The organism is Candidatus Zixiibacteriota bacterium (genome assembly GCA_026397505.1).
In the GTDB taxonomy this organism is placed as follows: domain Bacteria; phylum Zixibacteria; class MSB-5A5; order GN15; family PGXB01; genus JAPLUR01.
On sequence record JAPLUR010000126.1, the window covers coordinates 1 to 13,073 of the forward strand.

Sequence of the window (13,073 nt, forward strand, 5' to 3'; positions counted from 1 at the left end):
TCACCACTATGAAAATGGGAATAAGTATTAATATTGAATATACCATATAACCAAAGAAGTGTGGGATCTTGATTTTCATTTCCTCGGCAATCGATTTTACCATAAAATTGGGGCCGTTCCCGATATATGTCATGGCTCCCATGAAAACCGCCCCACAGCTTATGGCACGAAGCAGGTCTACATGGACTCCCGCAATTGTGACAGGATCCACATTTCCCGCTGCTCTGGTAACACTCTCGGCCAGCGTAAAGAAGGTCAAATAAGTGGGGGCATTATCCAGAAATGAGCTTAATCCACCGGTCCACCAGAAAAACTGCCAGGGCTGAGTGATACCGAGTTCCGCCCCGCGCGTCTTAAGGAGAACCAACAGCGGCACGACCGTGATAAAAATCCCTATGAAAAGAACCGCCACTTCGATAATCGGATGATAACTGAACTTATTTTTCTTCCGGAATTCTTCGCGTGTGAATTTAAGAGACAAAACCGTCATCAAGGCCATAATCATTTCCCGATAAGGAGTCGGTGTCCGAAAGGAGACCGCCAGGATTACTCCTATAAGAAAAAGAATATTGATCTTGCCGGAAATGCCAATCGGAACGGCCTTCTGAATATCCTTTTTTATGGCGGCCGGAGTCTCCTTGCTATAGCAGTACAAATCCCAGAAATAGAATATCGCCAGCACCAACCCCAGGGTGACTACCCAGACCGGGAACAAAGTCAAAGTCCAGGTGAAAGGAACACCTTTAAGGTATCCCAGAAAAAGAGGCGGGTCGCCCAGCGGAGTGAGGCATCCACCTATGTTGGAAACGGCGAATATGAAAAATACCGGAATATGATTGGTTATTTTCCTCTCGCTGTTGGTTCGGAGCATCGGCCGGATGAGAAGCATACTGGCCCCGGTTGTGCCGATAAAATTGGCCAGGACCGCGCCAATAAACAGGAGCCGAGTATTGGTGGCCGGAGTGGCTTTCAAATCACCCGTCAGAAGAATTCCGCCCGAAATTATGAAAAGCGAACCGAGCAGGACTATAAATGAAAAATAATCCTTGAGAGTAAGCATCAGTTCCTGAGGTGAGTTAATAATCAAAAAATACAATAACAATATAGGAAGACTTACAATCGCCGCAATCATCGCCTTATTGCGATTTTTGTCCCAGAATTTCGGGAGGGCCAGCGGCATAATCGCTATCAGGAGCAAAAGTATCACAAAAGGTGCGCCGGCATAAATGGGAACAGAGTTTTCCATAACAGTCACTTCCATTTTTCAATCTCCGGGATAAAGCCGTTCTCTATATCAACGCCCACACCAAAATTGCCTGCGCCGAAAGTGCTGTCGGTTTTGGCGGGGGCATACCACATCTGGTTGTCACCCGCCCTGGAATGAGCCGATTTGCTGCTATCGGTAAAAGAGTAATAGCCGTCTTTGCCGCCGATATCGATAAAGCCGCCGAACGAATTGCAGTAAGTGTAATAAGGGGTCAGTTTCGACGGTTTTCCGTAATCATCACGCCAGGTCGCTTCCCCCAAACCGGGCGTTCCGGAACCGAGCATATAGGTGTCTTCACCGCCGATATCGATCAGAAAGGCATTCGACCGTATCTGCGCCAGTCCCATGGAAATCATTTTGGCCTTATAAGAATCATTGCCGCCGATATTGATGAGAAAAGCATTGGTATAGTCCCAGCCGAAACCGAGTCCCGCTCCGGCCGTCTCATAGAGCTCGTGCTTGTCATTACCCCCCTCATCAATAAGAATGCCGTTGCAGTAATGAGCGCCCGACCCCTGCGTGAAATAGCATGATTCATAGGTATCGTCGCCGCTACCGTCATAGGCGATACCCGTGCCGAACCAGTAGCCGCATCCCAGCGACCAGTTGCCCGAGAGATAATGGTCGTTGCCGGAAATATCAATTATAGCGCCCAATCCTCCGGCCCAGGAATGACCGTCGGTGCCATCGCCCCGCCGCCCGAAACCCGACCCCTGCACCGAATTTCCGTTGATTTTCAAATTGGAGTGATAATCGCCGCGAGCGACAACTTTCGGATCCGGTTCGGCTTTATAGAAATCATTCCCCGAATAATCGGCCAGAACGCCGACCCCACCGCCGACTCCGCCGAACCCCTGACCGTCACCATAAAGGTAATAGTTATCATCCCCCGCCGCGTCCAAACAAAGCCCGATTCCAAAATACCCGCACCCCTGTGCCGAAAGGGCCGCCTTATACCGGTCGGTTCCCACTTTATCCATCAGAAGACCAACCCCGAATGATCCCGCCCCCTGACAAAAATCTTTGCCGTCATATAAGTCATTCCCGGCATCTTCATAAAGAACGCCGACACCAAGAATCCCGGCCCCCTGCGCCGGGAGTTCCGTGGCAGAGCGGTATTGGTCATCGCCGCCCAGATCGATAAAAATTGAAATCGGATTCGATAGCTTGAAAGAGGCCCCGCAGGTTCCGGTGAAAAGACCGCTGTTCCCCATGTCAATCACCAGCAGGGTATTATTACAGTCAACCGAGGAAATTCTATTTTCATTCAACCCCTTGGCGCCAATCAATATTATTCTTCCAAAGGGCGTCATCATTTCAAAAAAGATTTCCGGTGGAAGGCCGCCATAATAGGTCAGCGAATCGGCGGTCAGTTCTGCAATGGCCGTCGCCTTAAGAGCGGCATAATGAAGTGACGGCCAGTCAATGGTACGGGCAATATCATCCATTTCAGGATAATAAACCGTCCCATCCGCCTGGTTGGAGGCCAAATCCCGAATTTCAAAAACCTTCTCCATCGCCGCCGGAGGGCAATTGCGGAAAGCAAGATTTCGCCAGCGAATAATATCGATAATGTTGATTATCGCTCCCGCAAGAATGGTTTCGGCACGGCCGGAGAGTTTACCGGCGAATTCTCTGATTTTGGGCTTGTATTCGGGCCATTCTGCCTTATTGCCGAAAGAATAATAAATCGATTGCTGACCGGCCAGAAGAAATAGATTATCAATCGCCTTCTCCAGCGGTCGGATCGAATCGGCAACCGGAATAAGATTGGCCGAATAGTTGCGGAAACCGCCCAGCTTGCGGTCAACCCCCAGGGAATATGTCATGAGATAAAGGGAGATTGAGGTAGTATCGAGAAACTTCGGGTCAAAATATTTTTCTACGGCATTGGCCATGGTTTTGCCATAGTCATAAAGTTTGAAAGGTTCGGCAAAGAGAGCATCAAAAGAGGTCAATTTGTAAGGAATATCGAGGGGAAAGCGGTTCCAATACCCTTTCGGCTGGAAACCAATATCAGCCCGGGTAAGCCCGACCGAATCGAAAACCATTTTCAGAATGTCACCATTATTCTGCGCCGTGACGGGAGCCGTCGTCAGAGCCAATATTAAGAAAAGAAATTTAAAACCCTTTATCATCTTCGCCTCCAGAGATAATTTCTGCCATGATAAGAAATTCTCCGGCTTATGCAAAGGAATTTTGTAGGCCCATATTTCTTGAGACAAGCGCTTTGGAGAAATGGAAAAGGGTCCGCCTTCGGCGGACCCTTTTTTCAACTCAATCAAGTGATGTCTTAGAACATCTTGTACTTCAGTGAAACCTGATAAGACCAATCGGTGCTGTTTCCCGAAAGGAAATACGGGCCGTCGGTTACAAGCATCGGATCGACATAGAGATCGGCGCTGAAATTGCCCCAGTGAAGACCGGCGCCGAGATAAAAGTCATTGCTGACATAGTTATAGTGATACCGGTATTCATAGGTCTGGCCGCCAGTATGGAGATTTTCTTGTTTATCCTTTTCCCAGCATGAGGTTCCGCCCATACGGAAATCCACCCACTTCAGAACGTTGGCTTCAAGACCAATCCTGAAATATGGAATCGTTGCGTAAGTGCATCTGCCCTTATGAACAGTTTCCCTATCGCCGGTCGGCTCATAATTATTACCCAAGTTGCTGCGATCATCGTGCCTGGATTGTTTTATTGCACTTTCGTCCACGTGACCAACCAAAAGCACCGCTCCTTTCCCGGCCAGTCTACACAGGAACCGGAAGTCGCATACTGACAAATATTAGCATCGCCGTTACTGGCCATTCGCCGCCCCTTCTCACTATATTAAAATTGTCAAGAAATAACTTGACAAGAATGTCTCCTTTCCTTTCCTTTCTTTAGTTTTAACTCAAATATCTTACTCACAAGGAGGATGCAACGCATAGGGAAGCAAGAACATCCTGAGGATTTGGCGAATCAGGCCATCTGTCAATTAGTGTAAATGCATGTTCACAGCAGACGTTTGAAGGAGGATTGAATGACATTCATTAAGCGAAGATCTACGGTGTTTGTCCTGGCCCTGGTTCTAAGTCAGCTACTCATCTATGCGATTTCTTTTGCTCAATCCGCTGAGCAGCCAGGCACGAAGCAGTCGTCTCAGAGCGATTCCAGCAATCCCAAGAGAGCGAGAGCCGAATTCGGAGTCAAGGCTGGGCTCAGAATTTCCAATTTGCCATCTGACGGGCAAGCTACGATGGACCCACGGCTTTCGTTTGCTCTTGCCGGCTTTCTTAAGTACGGTTCAGATATGATAGCTTTTCAGCCGGAAATCTGGTATGCCCAGAATGGCTGCAAGGGTCCTTTCTACATTTTAAGTGATGGAGAGCTTTACGGATTGGATGCAACCTTCAGTTTTAGTTATTTAAATGTGCCGCTGCTTTTCAAGTTCCATAATCCGCTCCCGGAATGGTTTGGCAATAAGGATAAAAGCCAGCGGATGTTCTTAATTGGTCCGGTCATTGGCATCAAGTTGGCGTCAGAAGTGAAGGGTTCAGGTACTAGTTTTAAGATCGGCAATGCGAAGTCTGTGGTGTTGGGATGGGTGATTGGAGCTGATGCGTCTTGGAGAGCCGGACGGACAACCAAAATCTACATGGATGCCCGTTTCGAATTTGGCGGCAATCCCTACAATCATAATATGGCCGCGAATTCTCTTTTCATATTTGATCCGGAAACCGGGAAAGCGCCCGACGTGAGTAATGCTGCTCTCAGTTTGATGTTTGGCCTTTCATTCTAGTTGCACGCGGGGCGAGACGCCCTTCCTAATCCCAATATTCAACAACAAGCAAGAACCCGGCCGCAAGACCGGGCTCTTATGACCAATCTAGCCAAATAATGCGTTAGAACATCTCATACCGAACCGACAACTGCCAGTTCATGTACGTGCCACCTTCGTTGTTACCACGTCCTGAGATGAAATCAAATCCCCTGAGGAACAGTTCAGGATCAGTATAGGTGTCGATGTGCAAGCGATTCCAGTTGAATCCCAAACCGAGATACGATGTGTTAGCTGCATAATTGGTTTTAGATATATTCTCGATCTTTGTCGCGGTCCAATTGGAGGTTACACCAAACCGAACATCCAGCCATGAGAATACTTCACCCTCAAGCCCGAGTTTCCAATAAGGAAGGATCATTGTACTCTGCTTCCATTGGCCTTCACCTGACTCTTCATCGATGACTATTCCATTAATATCCGTTAAGACAGCCAACCACGCTGTATCTTCCTTGACGTTCCTGTTGGTGAATCCAACGTCAAGAACAGCCAGGACATTCTTAACGGGCGTGTAGTTCATACCGCAACCAGCCCCGAAAGAAAAGAGCTTGCTGGAATAACCGATTGCCTCGGCATAAATTTCCGCTCCGTCGGTGGCGGCTGCTGCTGCTAATCCAGTATGTTCCCCAAAAGCAAGGTCGGCATGCGGCACCAATGTAATGGTTGGGTTCATCTCGAAGAAATAGCGACCCCGGATCTCAATGTCATTATAGCCGTCCGGCTCTGCGAGGTAAACTACTGCCGCCCCATCCTCGCTAAACGTGTAATTCTCCTTCCATGTAGCAAGTGATAGATAGGACGCCAAGTCCCAGACTCCGTTGTCTGGGGTCAGACCAAGTGTGAATCCATACCTGGAGTAGCTGTGATCGTAGTTGTAGGCTGTGTCTTCCGGTGACTGGCTGCTGTTGACATAGGTCAATCCTAGTCCAATGTTCAATGATCCAAGCTTATGGCCAAGAAGCAAGTCAACGCGACGATTGCTCGGAAATGACTCAAATTCCGTCCCAAAGTACCTATTCCCACGAAAAGAGTACGGCGTCTCGGCCCATTCAGTAGAGAAGTAAGTGCCAAGAAACCACGGATTATTCTCATTGAATTTCCAATTCACGCCAAAGTAGTACATTTCGCCTTCGCAAAATTCGCCGGATCCAATATTCGGATAGTTGCTCACCCGGCTCGGGTATAGCCGGACGTTGGCGTCATCAATCATGATATTGTTGTTGTCACCCATGGTCAGCGTCCGGGTCAAGGTGGCATTGCCTGCCGAGAACGCGACCACAAAAATCAAAGCGGTTAAGAGTATCAGTTTTTTCATATAATTTCCTCTAGTTTAAATTCAAATAGTTGTTTGAATTCAAAGTTCCAAAATTAATCCTACAGTTTCCTCCGATAGGCTTACCTCCTTCCCTGCAGGCATTCAGACATTTTTTGTCATGCACCTTTCTACTTGCTGTTTTGCTTAATTATCACTTCAATAAATAGTTTCTTCTCCCTGTTACGTCAATAAAAAAACGACGACACAGAAACAGCCATGCCGACCTTTCTCTTAATCCTAATAATTGAGGAAATTTATAAGCAAATCGGTTTTTATTGTCAACAATAAAAAAATGGCGGGGGAAAAATAAAAAACCCCGGGCCGTCGAGCGGATCCGGGGTTTCGAGAAAGAAAAATCGGCTTATTCTTACCATTTCCTGCGGCTGGGAGTCTGGGTGACTCTGGTCCGGCGCGGGGTAGCATAGGCCTTACGGGTCGGCTTGGCGGCCAATTTCTTGGTCTTCTTCGGAGTGGCATTATAGGTCTTGCGGGGATTATTGGTCCCTTTAGCCTTCATGACCTTGGTCGGAGTCCAAACAGGGTTCCAATTCCAGGTATAATTCTTGGCACGGGAATAAGTTCCACGAGTTGTGGGCTTGGGCGTGCTTTTCGCCATCCGCTTCACGGCCGGTTTGTGATTGGTCGGGGTATTGGTTGTCCGACGCATGGTCGGTTTCGCGCTATACCTCTTCCGGGGTGCCGCTTTCCACGTAGGATTTTTTTTCGTGGTTTTCTTTTTGGTCGTGGTCTTCTTTGTTTTGGGGGTCCACCGATTGGTTTTGCGTGTCCGGTTGGGCATTGACTCTCCTCCCTTCGACATGCGGGTGAATGTTTTCAAACCTGAAAGATTGGTTTGGTTAATCATTTTTCTTATCGACACCTATCAGATTTATTTTAGCTATCAGGATGAGAACCAAAGAAAGACTCGCCGGCACTGTCCAGGATTTCAACAGCTCAGGATAACACTATTTGGAATCCTCCGTATCTATCCGGGATCCATATTGGCTTCATATCTTTCAGATTGTGAAATTCGGTTCATATTATTTGCCCCGCCACGGGGTAGACGACAATGGTCATTTCCGATGATGGATTTAACCTGATAAAGCCTCACCCCCATAATAGATACGGTAATTCCAATGCTGATAACAAGTTCCACCAAAACAAGGGAACCGGACTAATCTGCCGCAAATGGTCTGAGAATGAACCCGCCGAAAGGCATACCCTTTGCTCAAAGGACAAGATAGAAAGAGAGCAACTAGAAGGAGAGAATATGTTGGATGGAAAATTTCAGCGCGGTTTCACCCTTGAAAGACTCAGAAATGTTGCCGAACCGAAAATCCACCATGATTCCGGTGGGTACTATATCTGCACCCTCTCCGAGAATGTAAAAGTCTATTTTGACGACTATTATCTTTTCCTTGAAAAAGTCTATGATAAATGCGCCGCGGAAGTGGCCGAAATCGAGAATAAGCTCTCCCAGACGGCGGCGGAATGCACCGAAACCTCTTCATACTTCCGCGCCCGGATGATCGTGGTCGATCTGGCCCTTAAAACGGCGCGGGCCTTTTATGTCGATGGCAGCAACCTCGGCGTTATTATGACCCCCTGGTGTTTCGGCACGGTCGTGCTCGAGAAAGTCGAAATCTACCGGGAACGGCTGACCCGGGGCGAGGTCAACGACCAGAATGTCCCGGAATATCCATATTATGTAATCAAATATATGGACGAAATTTACAAGAAAGCGCTTCTCGACCTGTTCGATTTCCCCGAAGAAGCGTTCAAAATGCGCTGGCAATACAGCGAACTGCTGAAGCGGTATTCCAAGGTTTTGACCAATATCACGCAATCCCTCAATTCGGTCCTTTTGCTGATAAAAAATTATGGTGCCTGATTAACCCTGCAGGCTCATTTCCTCCCTCCTATAGGTTGCCCCCGGAATTCCTCCCTTCCGGGGGTTTTTATATGATGAATTCCCCCTCTTCAGCCGATAAACAATTAAGACATTTGGCTCGAGTAAAAATCGATTTATGTCGCTACTGATACCGAAAGCAAAGACAGACACTAAATATCTGCCCATCTATCTGGAGTCTCTCCGCGTAGATACCATTCTCAGTTTTGATCTGTACATCAAATTCAGCGGCGAAATGGTTCTTTACCGTTCAGCCGATCTCCCCTTCACCGAAAAAACCAAAGAAAAGCTCCTGGGCAACAAGGTCCTCCGGCTCTATGTCAGCGCCAAGGCGAGAGCCAAATATCAGAAATATATTGAGCAAAATCTGGACAAAATCCTGACCGACCGGGAAATCCATGAGGAGAAAAAAGCCGGAATACTCTATGAAACCTCAAAAGCTCTGATGAAAGATGTTCTGGAGAATCCCTCCTATGGCGAGAATATTCAGCGCTCCAGGAAAATGGTCGAAAATCAGGTGAGCTTTATCTTGAAAGGGCAGGAGGCTTTTCATAATCTTCTCAAAATCAGTTCTTTCGATTATTACACCTACACCCATTCGGTCAATGTCTGCACTTTTGCCATCGCCCTGGCGCAGCAGATCGGCCGCAAGGATGAGGAATACCTTCACAATCTGGGAATCGGCGCCCTGCTCCATGATGTCGGCAAATCCAAAATTTCGGAGCGGATTCTGAACAAACGCACCGGCCTTTCCACCATGGAATTTGAGCTGATGAAAAAACACCCCAAATGGGGCGTCGAGATTCTGACGGGCACCGATATGATCGATGCCGCCTCATACTACCCGGTCCTGCAGCATCACGAGCGGGGCTCCAAGACCGGATACCCCAACGGGCTGGGGCTGGATGAAATGCATGAGTACAGCCGCATCGTGGCCATTGTCGATACTTTCGATGCCATGACCACCCAGCGGGTATATCAGGGGGCGATGGATACTTTCCCGGCTCTCAAGGTCATTTTCGCCTTGAAGAACGATTACGATTATGAAATGCTGATCACATTTGCCGAACTGATGGGCCCTGAGGGGCTGTCGCGGGAATAAACTCTATCAATCTCTTGCGCGCTTATCACCTCTAAGACTGATTTCCCAAAAATATGATCCGCTAGTAGCGCAAAATCCCGAAGGGTATTGCGAAACTGACCTGCGCGGTAGTCGTAGTTTTTGAGTAGGTCAAAATTCCCCCTCGGGCGCCGCAAGCGACCGAGCGGGGTTTTGACAACTTTGCCTAACGCACGATGCTCCTTACATGCACCCAATCTTCGGCGCCGGGCCGGCCTTATATAAGAAATTTATCAGATAGGTTATGTCTCTAATATTTATCAGGCAATCGCCGTTGACATCGCCAACATAAATAGGTGCCGGTGGGGGCGGCGTGCTTCCTTCTGGATAGAGATGGTTAATGACAAAGGTTATATCCTGGATATTGACCAGCCAATCGCCATTGGCATCACCCAGCTTCCAGGTGCGGAAATTATGGATGCTGGTGCTATATATAGGTAGAGCGGTGTTGTCAACTGCCTCGACCCGCCACCAATAATGCATGCCAAATTCTAAACTGTCAGCAAGATTATATTGATTTATCCAAATGCTATCGATCTGATATGCAAAATGGAAATTGCTGTCTATTGCGACCTCCAGACAATAATGAATGCTATCCAACGGGTCGGGGTCGAATGATAAGCCCCATGAGAACTGGGGTAACATATTGAACACTTTGCCTCCAATATCAGCCAGTGGGACTATGTCAAAAGGCAATGGCGATTCTTCAAACTCATTTACCCAGATCGATTGATTGTCTGACCAATTTGATTTTTCGAACTGATCGAAACTGCGGCTTCGCCACCAGTATTTCCAATTTTCCATGAGGGGCTCATTAACTGTCCAACCGGTCGAATCGGACGCCTGGGCGATATTGGAATCGGATATGAGTATCAGATCGCCGAAAGCGCTGTCATTGACCACTTCATAATCATAGGTCAGGTTATCATTTTCAGCGTCGGTGGCGTTATGAACGCAGAGAATCGGAGTAGCGATATTAGACACCGCATTATTTTCCGGCCATGCGTGCGTCGGCACGGACGGCACACTATTCATCCTGAATGAGGTCTGATACCAGTTTGACCAAAAATTATTGTTTTTTACGCGTAGTCTATAAAAGTAAGTAAGCCCGTCTCCTAAGACGGCACCAGCATAGGCAACCGCAGAATCAGAAGATTGAAATGGCAGCGGATCCCATAATTCCGCCACGCTCCAATTTGTATCTATACCAAATTGAATCTGAAATTCACGTTGAGGTTCATTTTTGAGATCAAGATAACTCCACCCAATTTCGGGATTATGATTAATTAGATGCATAGTATCAGCATGACCGTCTATCGCAATTGATATGACTGTAGGTATATTTGCCAATTCCCAACAGGCCTTTGAATTTCCCCCCTCAAAGGTAGGCTGGGGATCCTCGAAATACCAATTATAAACCGGATTACCACATGAACCTGTATCGATGCAGAAAGCGCCCGAATCCGCCGGTATTTTGACCCCACAGTGCAGAATACGATGATACTGTCCATCCAAATTGAAACAGTCACTATCATTTTCACCAGAAACTCCCACAAGATTAAAAAAATCGCCCACTTCTCCAGGGATTATTTCATCGGTCAAATCCCCATCCCAGCTAACGCAAAGTGTGTACGAAAATAAGTCAAGCCTCCCCCTAAATTCCGGGTCAATCCAATTGTAACACTGCACTTCCCCACCTTCACAGTACCACTGCGCGTTTGTTACATCGCCGGTTCCAGAAAATACAAGTGGCAGATTGAGAACCGTTCGCCTGTCAGTATTAGCCGCATAGACATCAACAAAGAATTGCGTATTGGGTATAATATATTTGATGCCGTTTTGCTCTGAAGAACCGGGCCCGGAAATATCATAGCGAATTACAAGACCGGCATTAGCCGATGCAAATACTATCGTGACCAGAATCAACGATATCAATAGTTTTGAATGTTTCATAGCTCAATTCCTTCGATCATAATTTAATACCGTATTGAATTAACCGGGCATCAATCCCCGCTTGAATCGTCGGCTGGTCAGCGGGAACATGTATGGTCGCCGCAAAAACATTGTTCAGGCCCAATAACAAAAGCCCGAGCACTATCCCAATAATTGATATCTTGCCCATATTAATCCCTCGTACGAGAAATTGCAGGTAAATATTAACCTGTAATCAATATAAGCCCAAACCGGCACAACGCAAGCAATTTCTGCCGGATAGATGAGTCAATTGGTCGGGTTTGAGATCACCCGCCCAGTGTTCCAGTTTTTCTGTTGCGTCGGGTCCTGGATTCCGCATTGGCGGAAGCGAGACCTGACGCTTTCAGAAAATCTTCAAAAAGCCGTCAGGTCACCATTCCTCCGCCAGTGCGGCGGAATTGAGGAACTGACGGAACAGGTAATGCAAGCCATTTCCGAGGGAAAAGACGAGTAAATCGGTTGGGTTTGGCGGGCCTGTGCCCGCATTTTGCCTGTAATCCGGAAAAAAACCAACACAATTGGCGCTTTTTGAGATTAGGCCATGACAAAAGCTGGCATTGAAATATTTCACTGCCAGATTGTGTCAGGGCTTGCTTGTGCGCCTTAATCTTCTTAGATTTATCAAGTTAGTTCTCTTCTCGCACCGAAAGATAACTTTCAAACCCCGGTCGGAGTCGCTATGCCCAAAATCTCCCGCATATTCCTGATAGCCCTGTGCACATCTATTGTCACAAATCTTGCTATCGGTCAAGACCGTCCCCTGCAAATGGCAGGAGAGGCAGCCAGTAAGCCTCTCGCATATCATCAGGGCAAATCGCACCCTGCTGATAGTTCGATGGTCACACACGACAGCACGAAACTGCTTCTGGAAATAGACGGCCCCAAAGGAATTATGCTCGATAAGAAATATTTCATCATTAATTATGATACGGCATATAAAATACCATACTGGGTCGCCTATTACATCACTGAAAAAGACTTGGAAGGTACGGCAAAACGAAGAAATCGCTTTACGGAAGATACTGCATTGCCTCCAGAATTTAGGTCTAAGGTATCGGATTATGCAGACACAAACTATGATCAGGGACACAACGCCCCGGCGGCCGATTTTAAGCGCAATCAAAAGGCGATGGATTCCACTTTCCTTATGTCGAATATTTCTCCTCAAACGCGCGCGCTGAACCGTGGCATCTGGAATAAACTGGAAAAAGCGGTGAGAAAACTTGTCGAAATAGATGGCAAGGCATGGATTATTACCGGCAACATCTTTATGAGAGCCGACAGCCAACTGGAAAAACCATCAGAGTTTATCGGAAAGGGTAGGGTGGCGGTGCCGACACACTGTTTCAAAGCTATTCTCACGCAAAAAGAAGACGGAACTTACGATATGTACTCTTTTTTGATCATGAATCAGCCTGAGAAAATCCCGGGTCCGCCCGACAAATATAAACTCACCGTGGATCGTTTGGAACAGATAACTGGATTTGATTTTTTCCCAAAACTTGATGACAGCCTGGAGAATTCTCTGGAAAGGAAAATCCCCGACGATTTGCCACAGAAGCAACAGGTCACTCATGCGCTGCGTAAGAGCAGCAGGATACATTCCAATTAAAACGGCCAACCTCCAGCCTTGGGGCTTGTTGAAAAAGCCTCAAAAAAGGGAAG

11 protein-coding genes are annotated in these 13,073 nt (G+C 47.3%); 4 read left to right on the plus strand and 7 right to left on the minus strand.

Annotated elements, in window-relative coordinates; translation table 11 throughout:
* The 3 genes from NT002_13355 to NT002_13365 form a co-directional block, all read right to left on the minus strand.
* Positions 1-1,261 (minus strand): sodium:proton antiporter (locus NT002_13355; protein MCX6830246.1); only part of this gene is annotated, 1,261 nt, incomplete at its 3' end.
* Positions 1,252-3,405, minus strand: coding sequence for a hypothetical protein (locus NT002_13360; GenBank protein MCX6830247.1), 2,154 nt, complete (start codon positions 3,403-3,405; stop codon positions 1,252-1,254). The genes NT002_13355 and NT002_13360, both read right to left, overlap by 10 nt.
* A 155-nt stretch (positions 3,406-3,560) precedes the next feature.
* Positions 3,561-3,983, minus strand: a complete 423-nt coding sequence (locus NT002_13365; protein ID MCX6830248.1) for a hypothetical protein — start codon at positions 3,981-3,983, stop codon at positions 3,561-3,563.
* A gap of 309 nt (positions 3,984-4,292) precedes the next feature.
* Here NT002_13365 and NT002_13370 point away from each other — a divergent pair, with 309 nt between their 5' ends.
* On the plus strand, positions 4,293-5,051 hold the full coding sequence (locus NT002_13370; GenBank protein ID MCX6830249.1) for a porin family protein: 759 nt from the start codon (positions 4,293-4,295) through the stop codon (positions 5,049-5,051).
* A gap of 103 nt (positions 5,052-5,154) precedes the next feature.
* On the opposite strand, the gene NT002_13375 is transcribed toward NT002_13370, so the two are convergent.
* On the minus strand, positions 5,155-6,405 hold the full coding sequence (locus NT002_13375; protein ID MCX6830250.1) for a hypothetical protein: 1,251 nt from the start codon (positions 6,403-6,405) through the stop codon (positions 5,155-5,157).
* A 367-nt stretch (positions 6,406-6,772) separates the two neighbouring features.
* Positions 6,773-7,204 carry a hypothetical protein gene (locus NT002_13380; GenBank protein MCX6830251.1) on the minus strand — a complete coding sequence of 144 codons (432 nt, stop codon included), beginning with the start codon at positions 7,202-7,204 and terminating at the stop codon, positions 6,773-6,775.
* Between the two features lie 471 nt (positions 7,205-7,675).
* On the opposite strand from NT002_13380, the gene NT002_13385 reads away from it, so the two are divergent.
* Entirely contained in the window at positions 7,676-8,296 is a 621-nt protein-coding gene (locus NT002_13385; GenBank protein MCX6830252.1) for a hypothetical protein, read from the plus strand.
* Positions 8,297-8,432: 136 nt separating this feature from the next.
* A complete protein-coding gene (locus tag NT002_13390) occupies positions 8,433-9,416 on the plus strand; it encodes an HD domain-containing protein (GenBank protein MCX6830253.1) in 984 nt (327 codons plus the stop codon).
* Positions 9,417-9,617: 201 nt separating this feature from the next.
* Here NT002_13390 and NT002_13395 read toward each other — a convergent pair whose 3' ends face one another.
* Both NT002_13395 and NT002_13400 read right to left on the minus strand, forming a co-directional pair.
* Positions 9,618-11,387, minus strand: a complete 1,770-nt coding sequence (locus tag NT002_13395) for a dockerin type I repeat-containing protein (GenBank protein MCX6830254.1) — start codon at positions 11,385-11,387, stop codon at positions 9,618-9,620.
* Between the two features lie 16 nt (positions 11,388-11,403).
* A complete protein-coding gene (locus tag NT002_13400; protein MCX6830255.1) occupies positions 11,404-11,556 on the minus strand; it encodes a hypothetical protein in 153 nt (50 codons plus the stop codon).
* 531 nt (positions 11,557-12,087) lie between these two features.
* On the opposite strand from NT002_13400, the gene NT002_13405 reads away from it, so the two are divergent.
* Complete coding sequence (locus NT002_13405; GenBank protein MCX6830256.1) at positions 12,088-13,020, plus strand: DNA/RNA non-specific endonuclease; 933 nt, start codon at positions 12,088-12,090, stop codon at positions 13,018-13,020.
* Positions 13,021-13,073 lie beyond the last annotated feature (53 nt).